General features: G+C 67.7%; 17 protein-coding genes. 13 read left to right on the forward strand and 4 right to left on the reverse strand.

The features are described 5' to 3' along the window. Positions 1-41: 41 nt before the first annotated feature. Positions 42-305 carry a PspC domain-containing protein gene (locus C1Y63_RS09095; RefSeq protein ID WP_106016142.1) on the reverse strand — a complete coding sequence of 88 codons (264 nt, stop codon included), beginning with the start codon at positions 303-305 and terminating at the stop codon, positions 42-44. 870 nt (positions 306-1,175) lie between these two features. Here C1Y63_RS09095 and C1Y63_RS09100 point away from each other — a divergent pair. The 11 genes from C1Y63_RS09100 (at position 1,176) to recO (ending at position 15,189) form a co-directional block, all read left to right on the forward strand. Beyond that, positions 1,176-2,945 (forward strand): long-chain fatty acid--CoA ligase, encoded by a 1,770-nt coding sequence (locus C1Y63_RS09100; RefSeq protein ID WP_233195664.1) that lies wholly within the window; start codon positions 1,176-1,178, stop codon positions 2,943-2,945. Between the two features lie 355 nt (positions 2,946-3,300). Next, positions 3,301-4,158, forward strand: a complete 858-nt coding sequence (locus C1Y63_RS09105) for a hypothetical protein (protein ID WP_233195663.1) — start codon at positions 3,301-3,303, stop codon at positions 4,156-4,158. A 67-nt stretch (positions 4,159-4,225) separates the two neighbouring features. Then, positions 4,226-5,446, forward strand: a complete 1,221-nt coding sequence (gene hemW / locus C1Y63_RS09110; RefSeq protein WP_106016144.1) for a radical SAM family heme chaperone HemW — start codon at positions 4,226-4,228, stop codon at positions 5,444-5,446. Between the two features lie 191 nt (positions 5,447-5,637). After that, positions 5,638-6,663 carry a heat-inducible transcriptional repressor HrcA gene (hrcA, locus tag C1Y63_RS09115; protein ID WP_106016165.1) on the forward strand — a complete coding sequence of 342 codons (1,026 nt, stop codon included), beginning with the start codon at positions 5,638-5,640 and terminating at the stop codon, positions 6,661-6,663. Positions 6,664-7,207: 544 nt separating this feature from the next. Beyond that, positions 7,208-8,332, forward strand: a complete 1,125-nt coding sequence (dnaJ, locus tag C1Y63_RS09120) for a molecular chaperone DnaJ (protein ID WP_106016145.1) — start codon at positions 7,208-7,210, stop codon at positions 8,330-8,332. 364 nt (positions 8,333-8,696) lie between these two features. After that, positions 8,697-9,455, forward strand: a complete 759-nt coding sequence (locus C1Y63_RS09125) for a 16S rRNA (uracil(1498)-N(3))-methyltransferase (RefSeq protein WP_106016146.1) — start codon at positions 8,697-8,699, stop codon at positions 9,453-9,455. Between the two features lie 230 nt (positions 9,456-9,685). Beyond that, the gene (locus tag C1Y63_RS09130; protein WP_106016147.1) at positions 9,686-10,771 is read left to right on the forward strand and encodes a PhoH family protein; all 1,086 of its coding nucleotides are present in this window, start codon (positions 9,686-9,688) and stop codon (positions 10,769-10,771) included. A gap of 200 nt (positions 10,772-10,971) precedes the next feature. Next, positions 10,972-11,637 (forward strand): rRNA maturation RNase YbeY, encoded by a 666-nt coding sequence (gene ybeY / locus C1Y63_RS09135; RefSeq protein WP_106016148.1) that lies wholly within the window; start codon positions 10,972-10,974, stop codon positions 11,635-11,637. 23 nt (positions 11,638-11,660) lie between these two features. Then, a complete protein-coding gene (locus tag C1Y63_RS09140) occupies positions 11,661-12,986 on the forward strand; it encodes a hemolysin family protein (RefSeq protein WP_106016166.1) in 1,326 nt (441 codons plus the stop codon). A gap of 282 nt (positions 12,987-13,268) precedes the next feature. Then, on the forward strand, positions 13,269-14,180 hold the full coding sequence (gene era, locus C1Y63_RS09145; protein WP_106016149.1) for a GTPase Era: 912 nt from the start codon (positions 13,269-13,271) through the stop codon (positions 14,178-14,180). A 265-nt stretch (positions 14,181-14,445) separates the two neighbouring features. Continuing rightward, positions 14,446-15,189, forward strand: a complete 744-nt coding sequence (recO, locus tag C1Y63_RS09150) for a DNA repair protein RecO (RefSeq protein WP_106016167.1) — start codon at positions 14,446-14,448, stop codon at positions 15,187-15,189. 55 nt (positions 15,190-15,244) lie between these two features. Here recO and C1Y63_RS09155 read toward each other — a convergent pair whose 3' ends face one another. Both C1Y63_RS09155 and C1Y63_RS09160 read right to left on the reverse strand, forming a co-directional pair. Then, entirely contained in the window at positions 15,245-16,498 is a 1,254-nt protein-coding gene (locus C1Y63_RS09155; protein WP_158256136.1) for an alpha/beta fold hydrolase, read from the reverse strand. An 88-nt stretch (positions 16,499-16,586) separates the two neighbouring features. Next, a complete protein-coding gene (locus C1Y63_RS09160; RefSeq protein WP_106016151.1) occupies positions 16,587-17,453 on the reverse strand; it encodes a DUF998 domain-containing protein in 867 nt (288 codons plus the stop codon). Between the two features lie 434 nt (positions 17,454-17,887). Here C1Y63_RS09160 and C1Y63_RS09165 point away from each other — a divergent pair, with 434 nt between their 5' ends. Both C1Y63_RS09165 and C1Y63_RS09170 read left to right on the forward strand, forming a co-directional pair. Continuing rightward, the gene (locus C1Y63_RS09165; protein ID WP_106016152.1) at positions 17,888-18,622 is read left to right on the forward strand and encodes an isoprenyl transferase; all 735 of its coding nucleotides are present in this window, start codon (positions 17,888-17,890) and stop codon (positions 18,620-18,622) included. A gap of 113 nt (positions 18,623-18,735) precedes the next feature. Continuing rightward, positions 18,736-19,821 carry a VIT1/CCC1 transporter family protein gene (locus C1Y63_RS09170; RefSeq protein ID WP_106016168.1) on the forward strand — a complete coding sequence of 362 codons (1,086 nt, stop codon included), beginning with the start codon at positions 18,736-18,738 and terminating at the stop codon, positions 19,819-19,821. A 157-nt stretch (positions 19,822-19,978) separates the two neighbouring features. Here C1Y63_RS09170 and C1Y63_RS09175 read toward each other — a convergent pair whose 3' ends face one another. After that, entirely contained in the window at positions 19,979-20,404 is a 426-nt protein-coding gene (locus tag C1Y63_RS09175; protein ID WP_106016153.1) for a Fur family transcriptional regulator, read from the reverse strand. Between the last annotated feature and the right edge of the window lie 788 nt (positions 20,405-21,192).

Raw genomic sequence — 21,192 nt, forward strand, 5'->3', positions numbered from 1 at the left:
GTGTGTGCTCGAAAACGCGTCACCCAACAGTGTGGCGAGTGTCACCCCTGGGTGTACTGCGAGCCCGGCTGGGTGCCCCCGGCGCCACCCGGCCGCACCGGGTAGGTCAGCCACTGGAAGAGGTAGATGGCGATGATCGGCAGCCCGAAGATGAGCGCTGCGCAGTACGTCACCCGCACCGCCTTCGCGGACACGCCGTACGTCTCCGCCACGCCCGCGCAGACTCCTGCGAGCACCACATCAGTGGAGCTGCGGTGCCACTTGGAGAGGGCCGTGTCGAACCAGGGGTCGCTGCTTTTAGCCATGATGCTGCCTTTCGCATAGTGCCTGTGGGGCCGCGGGGTTGCGCTCCTGTACGTTCCGGAGAGCACGCCCGCTCCGGTGTGTGCGATGTGCGCCCCAGTCTACGTGCGTCAGCGCTGGCCTGTGGGGCCTCCCTGCGCCCGTGTGGACCTGTGGACCTGGGGGCCTGCGAACCCGGGGGGTATGGGACGTGCGGGGCTGTCCACCGGGGTCGGGCAGTCCTTCGTGCACAACGTGACGTTCCCCTCATCTTTTCTTCTGGCAGCCGATGGGGGTCGGCCCGTAGAGTTTTTAGCCAGTGCTCCACGAGGTGGCACCTGATGTGCTGCGCTGGTTCTGTGCGGGTCTCGCCCGCGCGTGGCCCGGGCTGTACGCACCGCTGAGCCTGTCGCAGGCCCAGAAGAGCCGCCTCGCCGAGTAGTTTGAGTAGTTCACCTACCGCATCCGGCCGTGTTGCCCCTCTGCGACCCACCTCGTACTCGAGTCGGGCCAGGGGTGCGCGGTCAGGTGGATGCGTGAGCGTAGTAGCCCAGGGTTGGCCAGTGGCATGAGTCCGCGGCGGGCCTGCCGGCTGCTGCCTCGTGTGTGACTACTCCTCGTTTTTCACCACTTGATTTTTTTCGTGCGTCAGCGCGCCGTGTGCGCTTTGGCTGCCGCCGCGCCGAGTGTTCCCACATGTTGCCTGCATGTGGGGTGTCGGTGCGGGCGGCTGCCGGGCGTGGTGCGCTGGGAAAGGGAACGCTTCTACCGTGAGTTCCGATAAGTCCCCGTCGACTGCTACGCCCGCAGAGTTTGCTGCGGGCGAGACGATTCCGGAGTACTCCACTCCCGCCGCCTACGAGGTGGGGGAGAAGGAGACCTGCCTGACCGCCATGCTGGCGCTCGCGCAGGCCCGCCCCTATGGGGTGATGTTCACCCGCCCGCAGAACTTCGAGTGGGTCAACGTCACGGCGAAGGAGTTCGTCCGCGAAGTCTTCGACGTCGCCAAGGGGCTCATCGCCAACGGGGTCAAGCAGGGCGACCGGGTGGCGTTGCTCTCGGAGACGCGCTACGAGTGGTCGCTCATGGACTTCGCTATTTGGGCCGCCGGCGCTGTGGTGGTGCCGATTTATGGGTCCTCCTCCCTGTCGCAGGTGCAGTGGATCATTGAGGACTCTGGTGCGGTGTTTGCCGTGACGGAGACCCGCGACCACACGGACCTGATGAAGCACCTGCAGTGGGGCCCGGACGACAAGCCGGCGCTGTCGGGTTCCCCCTCGCAGCTGCGCCGCATCCTGGAGCTCAATGCCTCGGCGATTCCGACGCTGAAGTTCGAGGGCCGCGAGATCGACGACGCTGAGGTGCAGGCCCGTATTGAGGCCACCCGGGCGGCGGATCTCGCCACCCTCATTTACACCTCCGGCACGACGGGCCGGCCGAAGGGCTGCCGGCTCACCCACCACAACTGGGTGGCGGAAGTCCGCGCCCTGCTCACGCACCCGATTGGTGCGATCGCGATCCCCGGCACCCGGGTGCTGACCTTCCTGCCGCTGGCGCACGTGTTCTCCCACGCCGTGAGCCTCGCGGTGTGCATCGGTGGCGCCACCCAGTCCCACTGGTCGGATTTCTCCTCCCTGGTGGTGGAGTTCCAGCGTGCGAAGCCGGACCTCATCCTCGGCGTGCCGCGCGTGTTTGAAAAGGTCCGCAACGGCGCGGCGGCGAACGCGCACGAGAAGTCCGCTGTCGCGGGCGCGATGTTCGACACTGCGGAGAAGGTCGCCCGCGAGTACTCCCGGGCGCTGGATACCCCGGCGGGCCCGAGCCGTTCCCTGCGGCTCAAGCACTCCACCTTCGACAAGCTCATCTACTCCAAGATCCGTGCCGCCATGGGCGGGGCGGTGAAGTACTGCATCAGTGGTGGTTCGGCGATGAGCCAGGATCTGCTGCACTTCTTCCGCGGCATCGGGGTCACCGTCTACGAGGGCTACGGCCTCACGGAGACCACCGCCGCGGCGGCGGTGAACTTCGACGACAACATCATCGGCACTGTCGGCCGCCCCGTCGGCGGCGTGTCGGCCCGCATCAACGACGACGGTGAGATCCTGCTCAAGGGCGAGATCGTCTTCGAGGGCTACTGGAACAACGACGACGCCAACAGCGAATCCTTCGACGCCGAGGGCTGGTTCAATACCGGCGACCTGGGTGAGATCCTCCCCAGCGGGCACCTCGTCATCACCGGCCGCAAGAAGGACCTCATCGTCACCGCCGGCGGCAAGAACGTCTCCCCCGGCCCCCTGGAGGATCGCCTGCGCAGCCACCCGCTGATCTCCCAGGCGCTCGTCGTCGGCGACGGCAAGCCCTTCGTCGGGGTGCTCATCGCCCTCGATGAGGACGCCTTCGAACGCTGGAAGACCGGCCGCGGCATCCCGGAGAACAAGACCATCTCCGACCTGGCCACCGACCCGATGCTGCGGGCCGAAATCCAGGACGCCATCAACGATGCGAACTCCACCGTCAGCCACGCGGAAGCGATCAAGAAGTTCTACATCCTCGACCGCGACCTCAAGGAAGAGGAAAACGAGCTCACCCCGACGATGAAGATCAAGCGCAACGTCGTGGTCGCCCGCTTCGCCGACGAGATCCGCTTCCTCTACAAGCGCTAACAGGGCACACCCCTTGAGGTGCGTCGCCCCGCACTGCCACGCACCTGTCGCCCACCGGTCCCGCACCCCGGTGGCGGCGGGTGTGCGCGCGGGTGGCGGTAGTCCGGCCGGGCCTGCGAGGCGGTCGGGGCGGGCGGGCGGAGAAATTCTCGCCGCCTTGGGCGGGGCAACCGGATGGGGGTGGGTGGGTAAATTAAGCTGTGCTCCGTGCCGCGCGCAGGCGGGAAAACCCCAGGCCTGCGGGCGAAAAAGTGACACCATCAGCCCGTGCGACACTGCGCGTTTGTGGCGTGCCAGGGCGCGTCCGCGATTGCTGCTGCAGATGTGCTGCCCGGCTGGTGTGGTTGGACCCCACGTGGGGCCAATCGTTGTTGTTGATGACGTGGATGTGGGGAAGGAGTACAAGCGAGTGCCTAGTGGTGCTGATGCCATGGCCCGTGCTGCGGGCACGCCGCTCGCCGGTACCCCACCGCACGGCCCCCGCCAGGGCGGGGCGCTGGCGCAACCCCGCCGGGGGTTGAAGCTCAGCGGGGCGAAAGCCCGCCACCGGGAACTCACTCAGGCCGTCTACGACATCGGCGACGAGGTCGCCGAATATGTGGAGCACATCGCCCAGGCGGTCGCCGACTGGGATGTCGAACTCGTCGAGGACTGCTTGGACGAGTTTGAGGAGATCCTCCACGAGGGGCGCAGCGACGCCCGCAGCGTGCTGGGCGAGTTGGCGGGCCTGCGGCAGGCCCTGACGACGGGCCTGCACTCCGGCAACCTGTCGGTGCATACCGGCGACGTCGAGGAGATCCCCGCGCCCCCGGAACCGGTGACCGCGGTGAGCCTCGTCAACGATTTTCCCTTGGGCCGCACCGTCGCCGTGGAGGTGCTGCAGGACACCCTCGAGGCCCGCACCGAGCGGGTGCATGCCTGCCTGGAGGACACCTGCGATTGGGTGGTCGCCACCGCGAGCGCGGTGGCCCGCGACCTGGATGCGGCGAACCTGCCGCTGTGCCTGAGCAAAGCTCACCGCATCGTCACCGATGCGGCGCACGCGTGGATTCATGCGGTCCACGCCCGGGATCGCAGCTTCGCCCGCGCGCAGCGCGGCCACAACCCGCCGCGGTTCCTGTTCGAGCGGGCCCAAACCGATGCGGTGGTGGCCCGGGTGCGCAAGAAGCTCGCGGAGCGCGCCACCAGCACCCCTGCCCCGCGCGGCCGCTAATCGGCGCGGGAACCAGCCGCGTGCCTGCGGGTGGGTGTCGTGGCCGCTGATATGACACGATGGCCGAATGACTCTCTCCCCGCGCACGCCCGCCCCGCAGCCGGGGCCGGATGGTGACGGTACTGCCGCCGCACCGTTCGGCCTGTACCTGCACGTGCCGTTTTGTGCCTCCCGCTGCGGGTACTGCGACTTCAACACCTACACTCCGGGCGAGTTGGGGTCCCGGCTGGGGCCGGATAGTTACCTGGAGGCCGTCGCCGTGGAGGTCGCCCTCGCAGCGGAAGCCACCGCCACGGCCCTGGGGGAGCTGCCGGAGGTGAATACGATTTTTGTCGGCGGCGGCACGCCCTCGATGCTGGGGCACGAGGGCCTAAGCCACGTGATGGACCTGGTGCGGGGGCATTTCACCCTGCGCCCCGGCGCGGAGGTCACCACCGAATCCAACCCGGAGTCCACCAGCCCCGCCTTCTTCGCGGGTCTGCTGCAGGCCGGCTACACGCGGGTGAGCTTGGGCATGCAGTCCGCGGCCCCGCACGTGCTCAAAGTCCTGGAGCGCCGCCACACCCCGGGCCGGGCGGTGGCCGCCGCCCGGGAGGCCGCCGCCGCGGGCTTTGAACACCTCAACTTGGACGTCATCTACGGCACCCCGGGGGAGGAGGACCGCGACCTGCAGGCCACCCTCGAGGCTATTTTGGATACTCCCGTCGACCATGTGAGCGCCTATTCACTCATCGTGGAGGACGGCACCGCCATGGCCCGCAAGGTGGCCAAGGGGCAGCTGCCCGCCCCGGATGAGGACGTGCTGGCGCGGCGCTACCGGATGATTGATGACACGCTGCGGGCCGCCGGCATGGACTGGTACGAGGTGAGCAACTGGGCCCGCCCCGGTGGTGCCTGCGCGCACAACCTGGGCTACTGGCGGGGCGGCAACTGGTGGGGCATCGGCCCCGGCGCCCACAGCCACCTGGATGGGCGTCGCTTCTTCAACGTCAAGCACCCGGGACGCTACAACGACATGCTGGGCGCAGGAGAGCTGCCCATCGCGGGCGAGGAAACCCTCGACGCGGACGCCCGCCACATGGAGGACGTCATGCTGCGCCTGCGGCTGGCGGAAGGCCTGCCCGAGCACCTCATCGCTGACGACGCTGCCGGCGTGGTGGCCAGCCACCTGCAGCGGGGGCTGCTGCGCCGCAGCACCGACACGCGCGGCGTGGTGCACCTGGTGCTCACCGACGCGGGCCGCCTGCTCGCCGACGGCATCGTCACCGACATCCTCGCCGCCGAATAAGCGCGCCACCGCACCGGTGGCACCCGGTGGAAGCTTGCGTGTCTGTGCGGGGGTGTGGCCGCTGGGAGGTTCGTATTACACTGCAAGCACCTTCCACGACACCACGCACGACCCGGGCCCTGAAAAGTGGGCGCAGTAGGGTGTGCGTGAGGTACGAGTTGACGAACCTGACACAAAAGGGGGTGGCGGACGTGGCCGAAACGGCGACTTCACGCCGCAGACACGCAGTGCTGAGCGCCATCGTGGCCGACTACATCGCCACCAACCAGCCGGTCGGCTCCAAGGCGCTGGTGCAACGCCACCAGCTGGGGGTCTCCCCGGCGACGATCCGCAACGACATGGCCGCCCTCGAGGCCGAGGGCTACATTAAGCAGCAGCACGCCTCCTCGGGGCGGATTCCCACGACGAAGGCCTACCGGGCCTTCGTCGACCAAGTGCACGCCATCAAGCCGCTGAGCGGGGCGGAAAAACGCGCCATTTTGACCTTCCTGCAGGACGGCGTCGACGTGGAGGACGTGCTGCGGCGCAGTGTGCAGCTGCTCAGCGGGCTGACGGGGACGGCGGCGGTGGTGCAGCTGCCCACCCTGGCGGCCTCCCACGTCCGCCACGTGGAAGTCGTCCACCTCACGCCGACGCGGCTGCTGCTCGTGGTGATCACGGATACCGGCCGGGTGGAGCAGCGCAACGTCGAACTCGTCCACCCCATTGAGGCGGACGCGGCCGCCCGGGTCCGCGACGAACTCAACCGGGCGCTCGTGGGCCGCACCCTGCCGAACGCCGCCCACAATCTCGATGCCGTGGTGGCGGCGACCGCCGGGTGGGATGCCGCCCACCGCGATAGTGTGGCCCGCAGCCTGGCGGTGCTGCGCACCACCCTGGTGGAGCGCCCCGCCGACAAGCTCATCGTCGCCGGCGCGGCCAACACCCTGCAGATCGACGAGTCCGTGCTCGAGGCCCTGGAGGAGCAGGTCATCATGCTCAAGCTGCTGAGCGCGGCGACCGCCCCCGGCGAGGTGCACGTGAGCATCGGGCAGGAAAACGCCGACCAGCACTTCAAAAAAGCCTCCGTCATCGCCACCTCTTATGGCGCCCCGGAGGAGGAGACCGCCATCGGTGGCATGGCGGTGGTGGGCCCGACCGCCATGGATTATGTCGGCACGATGAGCAAGGTGCACGCCGTGGCGACCTACGTCAGCCGCGTCCTCACCGGCGGCTAAGCGCCGGCGGGTGTGACTCCGCGCGTGTAAGGCCGCGTGGGGTGGCTGAGTTTCGCTGGCGGCGAACAGGGGAACACCTGCCCCCGGGGCGGCGTTGTGCGGGGTACACGAGCTCTTGGGGCGTCCCACCCCATCTCCATCGCGCCCGCGGGTGCCGTGGTCGCCGTCGTGATGCCTGTGGACCCTGCGGGTCCTGTGGGTCCCGATTGGTGTGGGGTGGGGTCGTTCGAGGGATCGTGTGGGCCGCAAGGTGCGGTGGAGGACTTGCTCCACTACACTTCCCTGCGGACTTTTGCCCGAGAAGTCTTTCCTTCTCAGGCACCGGGTGCCACCCGCGCACCCCACCCGCACGCAGGCTGTTTCTTGTTCTTCTTTTTCTCCTGCGTGCGTGTGAACCCAGCCCACCAACCCAATGTTTGTGTACGACACACACCCTGCCGCACGTCAGTAGGCCGTGACCTTCGGCGCGCCCCCTTTTTTCTTTGGGCGCGCAGGTTGCAGGTTTGCTGCCGGTTGCTGCAGGTCAGGAGGATGAACCAACCCCGTGGCACGCGATTACTTCGGCATCTTGGGCGTCGACTCCGGCGCCAGCGATAGCGACATTAAGAAGGCGTACCGGCGTCTCGCGCGCCAGTACCACCCGGATGTCAACGACACCGAGGAAGCGGCGGAGAAGTTCCGGGAAGTCTCCCTGGCGTATGAGGTGCTCACCGACCCGGAGAAGCGCCGCATCGTCGATATGGGTGGCGACCCGATGGAGCAGGCCGGCGGCATGCCGGGCGGCGGCGGGTTCGGCGGCGGCCTCGGCGACATCTTCGAGGCGTTCTTCGGCGGCGGCCAGCCCCGCGGGCCCCGCAGCCGCGTCCAGCCGGGCGCGGATGCGCTCCTGCGGGCGCAGATCACCCTGGAGGAGGCGTACACCGGCGCGGAGCACACCATCACCGTGGACACGGCGGTGCTGTGCGACACCTGCCAGGGCTCCGGGTCGAAGGATGGCTCAAAGCCGGTGACCTGTTCCACCTGTCAGGGCATGGGTGAGGTACAGGAAGTGCAGCGCTCCTTCCTGGGCAACATGATGACCACCCGCACCTGCCCCAGCTGCCACGGTGTTGGCGAGATCATCACCGACCCCTGCCCCAGCTGCCACGGCGACGGCCGCAAGAAGGCCCGCCGCGACCTGCAGGTCCGTTTCCCCGCCGGCATCGAAAACGGCATGCGGATCCGCATGGCCGGCCAGGGTGAAGTCGGCCCCGGCGGCGGCCCCGCCGGCGACCTGTACGTGGAAGTGCACGTCACCCCGCACAAGATCTTCGAGCGCGACGGCGACAACCTGCACGTGACGGTGCGGGTGCCGATGGTGGAGGCCGCGCTGGGCTCCACCATCGACATTGAGGGCCTCGACGGGCAGACCCGCACCATCACCATCCCCGCCGGTGTGCAAAGCGACGACGTGGATGTGGTGGCTGGTGCCGGTATGCCGCTGCTCAAGCGGCAGGGCCACGGCGACCTCGTCGCCCACTTCCAGGTGGAGGTCCCCACGGAGCTCGACCGCCAGTCCCGCAAGCTGCTGGAGAAGGTCCGCGATCACCGCAAGGAGCACCCGCAGGTCGCCTCCCACGAGGAGCAGCGCGGCTTCTTCGGCCGCAAGCGCCGCCGCGCCCGCCGCTAACCTGCCACCCATAGGCACGCGCCTGGGCGTGCCCCACCGCGCACGCACCCCTGCGCCCCGCTGAGTCCCCCTCGGCGCGGGCACAGGGGTGCGCGCGTGTGCGCCACCGGGCACACCGCGCCGCAGCCCGGGGGTGCGGCAACGGGGTTGACCCCCAGAGTGACCCCACGGCGGCCCTCGGGGTGCCCCCGGCGGAGAGGAAACACCCCTCACAGCGTGCGTGGGGCGCATATGCTGTGAGCGGTAGCCACCACGCCCCGACGGGTGTGAGTGTGGTGCCGCCTCTTGTTCTGTTTGCCGTCGTTGTGTCCGTCACCGTGAAGTGGTGCGGTGCCGCACCCGTGAAGAAAGAACCTGCCCTGCCGTGAGCTTGCCCGCCTTCATCCTTGACTCCGCCCGTGACGACTACGCCGTCGGCGACGTGGTGACCGTCAGCGGCCCGGAAGGCCGCCACGCCGTCACCGTCAAACGCCTCACCGTCGGCGAGCAGCTGCTGCTGCTCACGGACGTCGGTGTGCGCTACACGGCGACCGTGACGGCCACCCGCGGCAAGGACACGCTACAGGCGGCGATCGATGCCGTCGAGGAGGTCACCCCGCCCACCCCGCAGGTGGTGCTCATTCAGGCGTTGCCGAAGTCAGAGCGCTCCGAACTCGCCATCGACCTGGCAACCCAGGGCGGGGTGGATGCGATTGTGCCGTGGGCGGCGGAGCACTGCATCGCCAAGTGGGTGGGCCCGAAAGCGGCGAAAGGCCGGCAGAAGTGGTTGCAGGCCGCCCAGGCGGCCGCGAAGCAGGCCCGCCGGGCCAGCATCCCGCCCGTGGCGGAGCTCGCGGGCAGCCCCGCGGAGGCGGTGGCCCGCGCAGCGTCGTTCTTCGGCCCCCTGGACATGCTGCTGGTATTGGACGAGGACGCGGCGAGCCCCTTCCGGCAGCTGGATTTCACGGGGAAGGAACGCATCGGCATCGTCATCGGTCCAGAGGGTGGGATCAGCGATGAGGAGATCGCTGCGTTCCGTGAGCTCGGGGGGCAGGCGGTGCTGCTTGGCCCGGAGGTGCTGCGCGCCGCGAATGCGGGCTTTGCGGCCCTGGCGGCGATCGGGGCGTCCACGCCGCGCTGGTAGGCCGCGGGCCGCAGCCGTGGCACCGAGCGGGCCCGCGTGTGCGCTGTGGGCGAACACGCCCACGGGTGGCGGGGTTGTCGCTGCTAGAGTGGCAGTACCTTTTCCTGTTTTTTTACAGACACGCGGGGCGTCTGCGGTCCGCGTGTGGGCCGCGCGCCCACCTGCCTCGTTGAAGGAGACCCACAATTCCTGCCTCTGGTTCCCGCCCGACCGCCACACCACTGGATCCCATGGGGGATACCGCAGCTGCGGACTCTGCCCTGCCGCTGACCACCGACACTGTGGGCACTGCCGCCGCAGGCGGGGCGCGCGTCACGCACACCGTGCAGCTGGCACCCGAGTACGCCCAGCAGGTGCTGGGGATCAATGATGATTCGGTGAAGGTGCTGCACAACCTCACCGGGGTGGAGCTGTTTGCCCGGGGCAGTGATGTCACGCTCATTGGCCAGGATTTCGCCGTCGCCCAGGTGCAGCGTGCCTTGAAGGAGCTGGAGTCGATGGCGCGGCGCGACCACGTCATCACCCGCGACACCGTCAAGCACACCGTGAACATGGTCGCGCAGAAGCAGCGCGAGTCGGTGGCGGGGATGCTCAGCCAGGAGATCATTTCCCGCAAGGGCAAGGTGGTGCGGCCGAAGACGCTGGGGCAGAAGCAGTACGTGGACGCCATCGACGAAAACACCATTACCTTCGGGTTGGGTCCTGCGGGCTCCGGCAAGACGTATCTGGCGATGGCGAAGGCGGTGCAGGCCCTGCACGCCAAGGACGTGTCCCGTATCATTTTGACCCGCCCCGCCGTGGAGGCGGGGGAGAAGCTGGGGTTCCTGCCCGGCACCTTGAACGAGAAGATCGACCCCTACCTGCGCCCCCTGCATGATGCGCTGCGGGACATGGTGGAGCCGGAGATGATTCCGAAGCTCATGGAGGCCGGCATCGTGGAGGTCGCCCCCTTGGCGTACATGCGTGGCCGCACCCTCAACGATGCGTTCGTCATTCTCGACGAGGCGCAGAACACCACCCCGGCGCAGATGAAGATGTTCCTCACCCGTTTAGGCTTTGGTTCGAAGATGGTCGTCACCGGCGACATCACCCAGGTGGATTTGCCCGGCGGGCAGAAGTCCGGCCTGCGGATCGTGCGGGAAATCCTCGCCGGGGTGCGGGGGATTTCCTTCCAGGAACTCACCAGCGAGGACGTGGTCCGCCACCAGCTCGTCGGCGCGATTGTTGACGCCTACGACGAGTGGGATGACCGCCAGGAGTCCCTGGCTGCCGCCCGCCGCGCAGCCCGGGAGGCGGCCGCGCAGTCCGGGGAGTAACATTCCCGCCGCATGCTGCGGCACCCCCGGCGCCACCCTGCGGCGCGTGGCGCTGAGCCGCTCAGCGCGAGGCCGCGCACTCCCACCGCTTTACGCCACACCGAGGCCACCGCGCGGTGCTGTGCTCGGTGCCGTGGTGGGCGGGCGAGTTTTTGCTGTCGAGTTAGTTCTTTTTTCTCTCTCAATGGGACGATGACACTGTGAGTATTGAAGTCTTCAACGAGTCCGGCTACGGCGACGTCAACGAGGAAGCCCTCATTGATGTGCTCAGCTTCGCGCTGAGCCGCATGGACGTCAGCCCCGAGGCGGAGGCGACGATCCAGCTCGCCGACCTGGAGACCACCAGCGACCTGCACCTGCGGTGGTTTGATCTGGCGGGGCCGACGGATGTCATGAGTTTCCCCATGGATGAACTCACCCCCGGCGGGGGTCGTCCTGATGCGGACCCCGTGGGCCCGAGCATGCTGGGCGATATTGTGCTGTGCCCCGAGTTCGCGGAGAAACAAGCCGCGACGGCCGGCCACTCGCTGGCACACGAGTTGGCGTTGCTCACCGTGCACGGCTGCCTGCACCTGTTGGGCTACGACCACCTCACCCCGGCTGAAGAGCAGGAAATGTTCGCCACCCAGAATGAGATCCTGGCGGACTGGTACGACTCCCTGGCCGAACGCGGTATCACTTTTGAGCCGAAGCCCTCGAACCCGGGGGCGTTCCCCACGGCTGCCGACCGGGCCCGCCTCGACGACGAGGTGCTGGCCGCGGCGCGTACTGATGAGGGCGTGGAGGTGTCCACGGTGGAGACCACCGGGGCGGATGGGTTTACGATTCCGGCGATCGCTGAGCCGGCCGACGGGGGCGCGCACTAGTGGACGTGGCACCGTGGTCGGATGTGCCGTGGTCGGACGTGTGGCTGGGCTGCGGGGCGATTGCTAGCCTCGTTGCCTCTGGCGGGTTGGGCACCGTGGAAACCGCGGTGCGCAGCATCTCCCGGGCGCGGGTGGAGGAGTTCGTCAAGGATGAAATGCCGGGCGCGCCCGCCCTGCTGCGGGTGCTCGGCAAGCGCGCGGAGCACATCAACCTGCTGGTGCTGCTGCGCACCTTCCTTGACTCGGCGGCCGCCGTGTTTGTTGCCGCCCTGTGCTTCTCCCTGGCGGGGAGTACGACCTGGGCGATGGCGGTCGCGATCGCTGTGCTCACCTTCGTCACCTACGTCGTCGTCGGCGTGTTTTCCCGCACCGTCGGCAAGCAGAACCCGTACACGGTGTCGCTGAAAACCGCGCTGGTGCTCTCCGGGCTCAGCTATGTGCTGGGGCCGGTGTCGACCGTGCTCATCCGCATCGGCAACATTCTCGCCCCCGGGCCCGGCTTCAAGGAAGGCCCCTTTGCCACCGAAGTGGAGCTGCGGGAAATGGTCGACATTGCCCAGGAGCACGGCATCGTGGAGGTCGAAGAGCGCCGCATGATCCAAAACGTCTTCGACCTGGCCTCCACCACGGCCCGCAGCGTCATGGTGCCCCGCCCGGAGATGATCTGGATCGAATCCGGCAAGACCGCCGGCCAAGCCACCGCCTTGTGCGTGCGCAGCGGGCACTCCCGCATCCCCGTCGTCGGCGACAACGTCGACGACATTCTCGGCGTGGTGTACCTCAAAGACCTCGTGCAGAAGTCCTACTACGACACCGATGGTGGGCGCAGCCGCACCGTGGACGACATCATGCGGCCGGCCACCTTCGTGCCGGACTCCAAGCCGCTGGATGAGCTGCTGCAGGAAATGCAGCTCTACCGCAACCACATCGCGATGCTCGTCGACGAGTACGGCGGCATTGCGGGTCTGATCTCCATCGAGGACATCCTGGAGGAAATCGTCGGCGAGATCGCCGACGAGTACGACCAGGCGGAGACCGCCCCCATCGAAGAGCTGGGGCCCCGCACCTTCCGGGTCGTGGCCCGGCTGTCCCTGGAGGACCTGCAGGAGCTGTTCCGCGACCAGCTGGAGATGGACTGGGAGTTGGAGGAGGAAGTCACCGACGACGTCGACACCGTCGGCGGCCTGTTGGCCCTGGAGTTGGGGCGCGTGCCGCTGCCGGGCTCCACGGTGGATTTCCAGGGCGTGCACTTCACCAGCGAGGGCGGCCGCGACCGCCGGGGCCGCCTGCGGGTCACCAGCGTCATCGTCGACGTGCCGGAACCGCAGCCCACAGACGTGGAGGACTAACCTCCCCGGGCACAGGGCAGAAGGGAGAGGGGCACAGGGGAGAGGACCACACAGGCCGACGGGGGACCTGTGCCCATGGGCTGCGCGCCCGCGCAGTGGGCGCGGGTGTCCGCCGTGCGCGAACAGCCGCACCAAAAACCCAGGTGGCACCCTACCTCGTTACCCAGCAGGTGGGCTGGCGTTCTACACTGGTGAGCAGGAGAAAAAGACCTTCCGCGGCGCGCTCGCGCTTCCGCGAAGGGGACACAGGTATCAACCACAGAAAGTGAACGTCCAACGCCTATGATGAACGCACCCGAGGGCTTCCGCTCCGGCTTCTTATCCCTGGTGGGCCGCCCGAACACGGGCAAGTCGACGCTGATCAACGCCCTCGTGGGTCAGAAAATCGCGATCACCGCCGACCAGCCGGAAACCACCCGCCGCCCCATCCGCGGCATCGTGCACCGCCCCAACGCACAGATCATCCTCGTCGACACCCCGGGCCTGCACCGGCCGCGCACCCTGCTCGGCGAGCGCCTCAACGACATTGTCAAGGACACCTACTCGGACGTCGACGTCATCGGGATGACGATCCCGGCGGACGAGAAGATCGGCCCCGGCGACCGGTGGATCCTCGACGCGGTCCGCAAGGTCAGCCCCAAGACCCCCATCGTCGGCATCATCACCAAGGTCGACAAAGTCTCCCGCGACCAGGTGGCCGAACAGTTGGTGGCCGTCCACGAGTTCCTCGGCGGCGACTGCGACGTCGTGCCCGTGAGCGCCACCATGGGGGAGCAGACCGACACCCTCGTCGACGTCATCATCTCCCACCTGCCGGAGGGCCCGAAGTTCTACCCGGACGATCACATTACCGACGAGGACATCAACACCCGCATGGCGGAACTCATCCGCGAGTCCGCACTGTCGGGCCTGAAGGATGAGCTGCCGCACTCCGTCGCCGTGGAGATCGACGAGGTGCTGCCCAACCCGGAGCGCGAAGGCGTGACCGATGTGCACGCGGTCCTCTACGTGGAGCGCCCCGGCCAGAAGGCCATCATCATCGGCAAGGGCGGCCGCCGCCTGTCCCGCATTGTGCAGGAATCCCGCAAGCAGATCATTGAGCTGCTGGGCACGAACGTGTACCTGGACCTGCGGATCAAGGTGTTGAAGAACTGGCAGTCCGACCCGAAGGCCTTGGGCCGCCTCGGGTTCTAGCCCCACCCGCGGGCCCGGACCCAGCACCGGGCCGCCTCAGGAGCTCTCCCCGCACCTCGTGCACCCCGCCGTGCCCGCACCAGCCGTGGGCACGGCGCAGCCATGGGTGGGGTCACTGATGCTGCTGGGCCGCCCGGCCCGCGGTGCGTTCGGCACGCGCGACGCCTGCCGCGCGCAGCACGCCCCCTACAGGCACCCTGCCCGCGTGTACCTCGCACGCACCCCGTCTGCCTGCCCCGCCGATTTCTTTGAAGGAGGTGCCCTCATGGCCCGGCCCAGTTTCCGTGATCGTGCCCTCGTGGTGGGCACCCACGACTTCGGCGAAGCCGACCGCATCGTCGTGCTGCTCACCCGCACCCACGGGGTGGTGCGCACCGTCGCCAAGGGGGTGCGGCGCTCCACGAGTAGGTTTGGTTCCCGCCTGCAGCCCTTCGTCATCATCGACGTGCAGCTCTACCAGGGAAAAAACCTGCACAGTCTGACCGGTGCGGACACAGTCGAGTTCCTCGCCCACGGCATCATCGACGACTACGCCCGCTACACGGCGGCCGCCGCCGCACTGCAGGCGGCCCGGCGTTTCAGCGTCAGCGATGAGCAGGACCCCTACCTGTTTGACCAGTCCTGCCACACGCTGCGGCGCATGCAGGACACCGCCAACCCCCAGGTGGTGTTGGATACGTTCCTGCTGCAGATCATGAATCACGAGGGGGTGGCCCCCAGCCTCTTCGACTGCGGCAATTGTGGCGCGGCAGGCCCCCACCACGCCTTCGTGCCGGCGGCCGGCGGGGCGGTATGCGGCAGCTGCCGCCCGCCCGGGACGAAAAATGTCGCCACGGCGGTGCTGCGGCTGATGTGGTTGTTGGCACACGGCCAGGAGGATGCCGCCGGTGAGCTCCTCGTGGGGGAGGAGGGCACAGCACTCGGTGGGGCGATGCACCAGCTCGTCGACGCTTATGTCACCTACCAGTTAGGTGGGCCGCTGCGGGCCCTGCGCCTCGTGGAGGATTAACACCCACGTCCACGGCGCGGGGCAGGACACCCCCAGTTCTCCCGCGCGAGCCTGCTTAGCGCCCCCGGTGGCCGCGGTGCCCGCGGCGGCCGGCCCGGCCCGTGCCCGTATTGTTCGGGCGGGTCGCCGCCGTGCGCAGCAAGTCCCGCAACTCCCGGGGCGCGCTCAACATGACCATGTGGTCCGCGTGGTTGAGTTCCACGTGGCGGTGGGGCAGGAGACTGCCGTCGGGGGCGGTGGTGGGCAGGGCCTCGGCGAAGGCTTTGTGGTTGCGGATCCACCGCCGGTTGCGCATCCGCGCCCACCGGGTGCGGCCGGTAGCCACCACCACGGTGACCGGTACTTGCAGGGGCGCGATCTCTGCGATGCGGGTGAGGTGTGCGACCCAGTCGTCGCTGCGCCGCAATTCCAGCACGAGCTGCCACCAGGCGCGCTGCCGGCCGAAGGGCTGGGCGGCGATGTCCGCGTCCGCCGCGGACATCCCCTGGATGCGGCCGACCAGACGCATGACGGCTTTGCCGATGGGGGCGGGCAGATCGACGAGCAGCCCGCGGGCGACCTGCCGCACCCGCCACCAGGTGCGCTGCACGGTGCCGGGCTGGACGTGTACTTGTGATGCCAGGAGTGCGGCGCGGGCGGCCGCCGCACCGAAGGTGCTGTCGGCACCCTCCACGCCGGCACTGCCATCCCCCGCAGCAGAGCCACCGGCACCCGTGGCCCCTGCCGCGGTCGCCGCCTGCGCGAGGGCGACCCGCTGCGCCGAGGCGTACGCCTCGTGCTGCACACGAGTCGGGGTGGAGCCGTCGACGAGCACGAGGGCGCAGGTCTTTTCTGGGAAGGTGCGCGCCAACCCCTCCGCCAACAGGGCCCCCATGGAGTGGCCCACAAGCACGACCTTGCCGGGAAGTTTCTGCATGAGCTGGCTAAGGCTTTTTAGCTCGTAGTCGAAGTCCGCCAAGGGGGCGTCCTTGTCGACGAAGACGGCACGGGTGGCGGGCGCAATGTGCGCGCCGGGCATGAAGCTCATCAACTTCGACCAGGCGGCGGGCTGCACGCCGAGGCCGCCGATGAGGAGGTAGCTGACGCCTTCCTCGGAGCGTTCGACGAGGCGCCCCCAGGAGTCTTTGGGCTGCACGGGCGTCGCGGAATCCTCCGACGCCTGAGGTGCCGTGGAGGCGCTCGGAGGAGACGCGGCGGCCATGTCCGAGGACGGGGCAGCCTGCGGGAACTCTTTTGGCTGCTCAGCAGGGGGAGCAGGCTGCGGCGCAGGGGTGGGGCGGGGCGTGTGGTCGTGTGAGGAAGGTGTCATGCGATGGCGGGGGAGTTCACAGGGGTGGGGCGTGAGAAGGAGTGGGAGGAACGATGCGACACTGCGTGGGTCGTGCCGGGCGGCGTCGTCAGCTGGGTGGGGGCGGTGGTGGCTGCCGACGGGGGTGAGTTCGGGTGCGGCTTTGCTGGCGGCCTCTGGGCTGCGGCTCCTCCTGCGGGTACCGGGAGCTGCGCTTGCTGTGCACAGTCCCGCGCGCGGCAGCGAGGGGGATGTCATCGGGTTGTTCCGTCGCCGGGTGGCGGGGAAACGCATCCGCGCGCGCCCATGCATATCCCATCAGCCACACTCCCCACAGAAACAGCAGCACACACTGCGCTACACCCGCGGGGGGAATCTGAATGACGGTGGCGATGACAACCCACACCAGGGCCATGAGGGTGAGCAACCCCAGCCGGCGCAGCCGGGCAGGGAAATGAAACGTCCGATGCGCGCACAACAACGCACCCGCGGTGGCCACCGTCGCGACGGTGCTTAATCCTTCATGAATCATGTCGGTGGCGCTGCCGCCAATGGAGACCAGCGAAGAGGCGCAGCCCCGATCCACAGCTGGGGAGCAACTCATGGGGAAGAAGAACTCCCCGCAGGTGCAGGCACCCCACAGCGCAATCAAGCGATCCGTCCACGGATACGGGGTGGTCTTCCGAGCGAACCAAATCCCGGCGACGGCGAACATGCCCCCGAGCAGATCCGTGAAGCGGAAGAACCCGCCGCTCGGCCGGGACTTGGCCCCATATTCGGAGACAAATCCGTTGGCGTTCCACGCCAAATCGGGGTCGAGGGTCCAGCCCAACATCCAGGTCCACGCCACGACCGCAGCCAGCAGCAGCGCCCACGTGGCAACCTTCTGCCCGGTGCTGCTATACGCCCATCCGCGGGGCGCACGCAGACTCGGCAGCCGTGCCCGCCACGTGCGGGAGGAAAGGCTGATAGCCATGGGGCTCCTAGGGGGAGGTGCGTCAGAGCATCGACGGCGGAGAAAAGACAGTGAAATAGCAATGTCAGACCCGGTGGGGCTCGCGCGGACGCGCAAACAGGGCAACAAACGAGGCAGTGCCCGTGCACAGGCGGTGCGAACAGGATCCGGAGGCGCATCACCTGCGTTCCCGCGTCACCGCGAGTGCGGGTGAGGGACTCCTCACCAAGTGTAGGGCGCGGCGGCGCTGTACGGGGCCGTTTTACACGATGTTTTTCATTGAGGCGCGCAGCTTCCCAGCGCCTTCCCAGATTCCATCGCACTGTTGGTGCGGCTGGTGCGCCCGAGGCACGTCTTTTTCAGCTGTGCGGGCGGGGCACAGCGGGATCGGTGTGGGGGCTGTCTTTTGCCTGTGGCGGCGCAGAGTGCGGGAAATCGTGGCAGAATGAGCGACCGTGAACCTGACTCCGCCAGATATCGATCCCCAGTTCATTCCCCGCCACATCGCGCTCGTCATGGACGGCAACGGCCGTTGGGCGCAGGAGCGGGGCCTCAAGCGCACCGAGGGCCACAAGAAGGGCGAAGCGGTGCTGCTGGACGTGGTGGATGCCTGCATCGCCATGGGCGTGCCCTACCTGTCCGCGTACGCGTTCTCCACGGAGAACTGGCGCCGCTCCGCGGACGAGGTGCGTTTCCTCATGGGCTTCAACCGGGACGTGCTGGCCCGCCAGCGGCAGGAGCTGCACGAGAAGGGCGTGCGGGTGAAGTGGGCGGGGCGCCGCCCCCGCCTGTGGCGTTCGGTGATCCGGGAACTGGAGGCCGCGGAGGAATTGACGAAGGGCAACACCACCATGACTCTCGTCATGTGCGTCAACTATGGTGGCCGCGCGGAGATCGTCGACGCCACCCGCAAGCTGGCAGCCGATGTGAAGGCCGGGAAGCTCGACCCCAACAGCATCACGGAGAAGACGTTCTCCCAGTACCTCTACGACCCTGAGATGCCGGACGTGGATCTGTTCCTGCGGCCCTCGGGGGAGAAGCGGACGAGTAACTTCCTGCCCTGGCAGTCGGCGTACGCGGAGATGGTGTACCAGGACAAGCTGTTCCCCGATTTCACCCCGCAGGACCTGTTTGATGCGGTGGAGGAGTACGCCCGCCGTGATCGCCGTTTCGGTGGGGTGAAGAAGTAGTGGCGACCCCGGGGGAGCACCCACAGGTGGCGGGTGGTGCCGCGCCGCATAGCCCTGCCACTGATGGGGTCACCTCGTCGGCGACCCCCGGTGTAGGTGCGGCGGCCACGGAGTTGGCGGCGCCGACGCGGAAGCAGATCAAGCGCTGGCAGCGGTATCTCGCGAACGAGCGCGCGGAGGCCGCCGTGTACCGGGAGTTGGCGCATAACAAGACCGGCGAGGAACGCGACATCCTGCTGTCGCTCGCGGCTGCAGAAGCCCGCCACGAGGAGTACTGGCGCAGTCGCCTGGGCGACTACGTGGGCATGCCCCGCCGCCCCGACTACTCGACGCTGCTCATGGGGTTCCTGGCGAAGCGTTTCGGCTCGGTGTTCACTCTCGCGCTCATGCAGTCGGCGGAGTCCCGCTCCCCGTACGCCAAGGATGCGGACGCCTCCCAGCAGATGATTGCCGATGAGCGCATCCACGCTGAGGTGGTGCGCGGCTTGGCGTCGCGTTCCCGGGAGAAGATGAGCGGCTCGTTCCGCGCAGCAGTGTTCGGGCTCAACGACGGGTTGGTGTCCAACCTGGCGCTGGTGCTCGCGGTGGTGGGCTCCGGGGCGAGCCAGGGCGCTATTGTGCTCACGGGCTTCTCCGGGCTGTTGGCCGGCGCCCTGTCGATGGCGGCCGGCGAGTACGTGTCCGTCTCCTCGCAGAAGGAACTGCTGGCGGCCTCCACGCCGCACAAGGATGCCGACACCCTCGTCCCGCAGCTCGATGTCGACGCCAACGAGCTGTCCCTGGTCTACCGGGCCCGTGGCATGAGTGAGGCCGAAGCCACCGCCCACGCGGCGGCCGTGCTGGCCGGTATCCGCCACAATCATCCGGCAGTGGAAGCCCCCATCACGGGCAGCCGCTTGACGATGGTGAGCAACGATGAAGCCGTCGGGAGTGCTGTGGGGGCGGCGAGTAGCTCCTTCTGCCTGTTCGCTGCGGGCGCGTTCGTCCCCCTCATCCCCTTCCTCTTTGGCCTCGGCACCACGGCTGCCGCGGTGGTGAGCTGCATCCTCGTCGGGGTGACGCTCATGGCCACCGGTGGCGTGGTGGGTATTCTCTCGGGCACCTCCCCGGTGACCCGCGCCCTGCGGCAGCTGGCGATCGGTTTGGGCGCTGCGGCCGTCACCTATGGCCTGGGGTCTGCCTTTGGCGGGATCACCTAAAAGGTCCGCTAGGTTCCGTGCAGGACCTGGGGTAGTCTGATGTCGGAAACAAATGCGAAACGCCTGTGCTCCCCTGGGAAACCAGAGGAGCACAGGCGTTTGTGTGGAAAGTTTTCGCCAACTGGCGCAAGGGCCACAGGCGGGGAGATGAAGCAGGTTACTTCTTCATCTGGCACTCGGCGCAGGTGCCGAACACCTCAGCAGTGTGGGAGGTCACGATGTAACCGTGCAGACGGGCCTGGGATGCTGCCCAGTCCTCGACCGGGCCGCCGTCGATCTCCTCGGTCTTGCCGCAGGTGGAGCACACCAGGTGGTGGTGGTGCTTATCGGACTCACAGGCGCGGTAAAGAGTTTCGCCGGTCGCCATGTGCAGCACGTCGACAGCGTTGATGTCGGCCAGGGACTGCAGCGTGCGGTACACGGTGGTCAGGCCCACCTTGTAGTTGCGGGCCATGATCTCCTGGTGGATGACCTTGGCGGAGGAGAAGTTCTGCAGCTCGCGCAGCACGTGGACGACTGCGGCGCGCTGGCGGGTGCTGCGGGCACCCAACTTCGGGATCGAGGCGTCGGTTTTGACTGCCATGGATCTAACCTTTCTGCTAAAAGGAGCGAGCGCCAGAGGCGCTCTACGGTTGGCAGATGCACCAAGCTTGGGGCTGCTTAAGAAAATCTTGAGATAAACATAGCTGACAGCAGGTGTCGCACAAACTCAAATGGTGTGATTTTTCGCAAGGCATTCACCCTGGTCAGCGTTCAGCTTGACGATTGCGCAGGGTAGTCGAGGGTTTCGACTACGCCCCCAAGGCGGACTATGGGGGTGAAACGGGGGTAAACTTCGTGGGAAAAACGATGTCGGAAGCGGGTCCAATGTGGGGGTCTTGGGGCACGGCGGGGGTGCATGGATGTGCAGCCTGCGCGGACGTGATGTTCGTCCCTTTCCCTCTGTCGAAGTTGAAAATAGGCTAAGAATCTATGCCGTGCCCCGTATCGGATGGCACAGCGCTGCCCGCGTCGCAACGCATCAGGGATGCGCGGCTGCCGACCGTGTGGGTGTGGGGATTTGTCCTGCTCATTGCGAGTGCACTGATTTTCCCGTGTCGCAGATCCTGGATATGAACGGCGCGTGCAAGGTGTGCCATCCGGGTCGTGCCGTGCCCACGGTTGATTGCTGGGGCATTTCCAATAAGAAGCCCTGTGGCCGATAGGTAGGGGTCGTTGCGGCACCCTGTCGGGGCGTTGGGGCGTGCTGCAAAGAACCGAAAAGAAAGTAACCACTCGGGTGGGAGGTCACACGACCGGGGTTTGCATGTCGATATCGGCCGCGTGCGTGGGGCAGTGCGGATCGGCGGGGAAGGATCCTTCCTCGCGCAA

Origin of the sequence: Corynebacterium sp. 13CS0277, from assembly GCF_002994655.1 — a bacterium.
Classification (GTDB): Bacteria; Actinomycetota; Actinomycetes; order Mycobacteriales; family Mycobacteriaceae; genus Corynebacterium.

Bases quoted from the DNA above. Each gene is read 5' to 3' on its own strand.
- C1Y63_RS09100 (WP_233195664.1), top strand. From the start codon at position 1,176: ATGCTGGCGCTCGCGCAGGCCCGCCCCTATGGGGTGATGTTCACCCGC.
- C1Y63_RS09160 (WP_106016151.1), bottom strand. From the start codon at position 17,453: ATGGCTATCAGCCTTTCCTCCCGCACGTGGCGGGCACGGCTGCCGAGT.
- C1Y63_RS09175 (WP_106016153.1), bottom strand. From the start codon at position 20,404: ATGGCAGTCAAAACCGACGCCTCGATCCCGAAGTTGGGTGCCCGCAGC.
- C1Y63_RS09155 (WP_158256136.1), bottom strand. From the start codon at position 16,498: ATGACACCTTCCTCACACGACCACACGCCCCGCCCCACCCCTGCGCCG.
- era (WP_106016149.1), top strand. From the start codon at position 13,269: ATGATGAACGCACCCGAGGGCTTCCGCTCCGGCTTCTTATCCCTGGTG.
- C1Y63_RS09130 (WP_106016147.1), top strand. From the start codon at position 9,686: ATGGGGGATACCGCAGCTGCGGACTCTGCCCTGCCGCTGACCACCGAC.
- hemW (WP_106016144.1), top strand. From the start codon at position 4,226: ATGACTCTCTCCCCGCGCACGCCCGCCCCGCAGCCGGGGCCGGATGGT.
- C1Y63_RS09095 (WP_106016142.1), bottom strand. From the start codon at position 305: ATGGCTAAAAGCAGCGACCCCTGGTTCGACACGGCCCTCTCCAAGTGG.
- recO (WP_106016167.1), top strand. From the start codon at position 14,446: ATGGCCCGGCCCAGTTTCCGTGATCGTGCCCTCGTGGTGGGCACCCAC.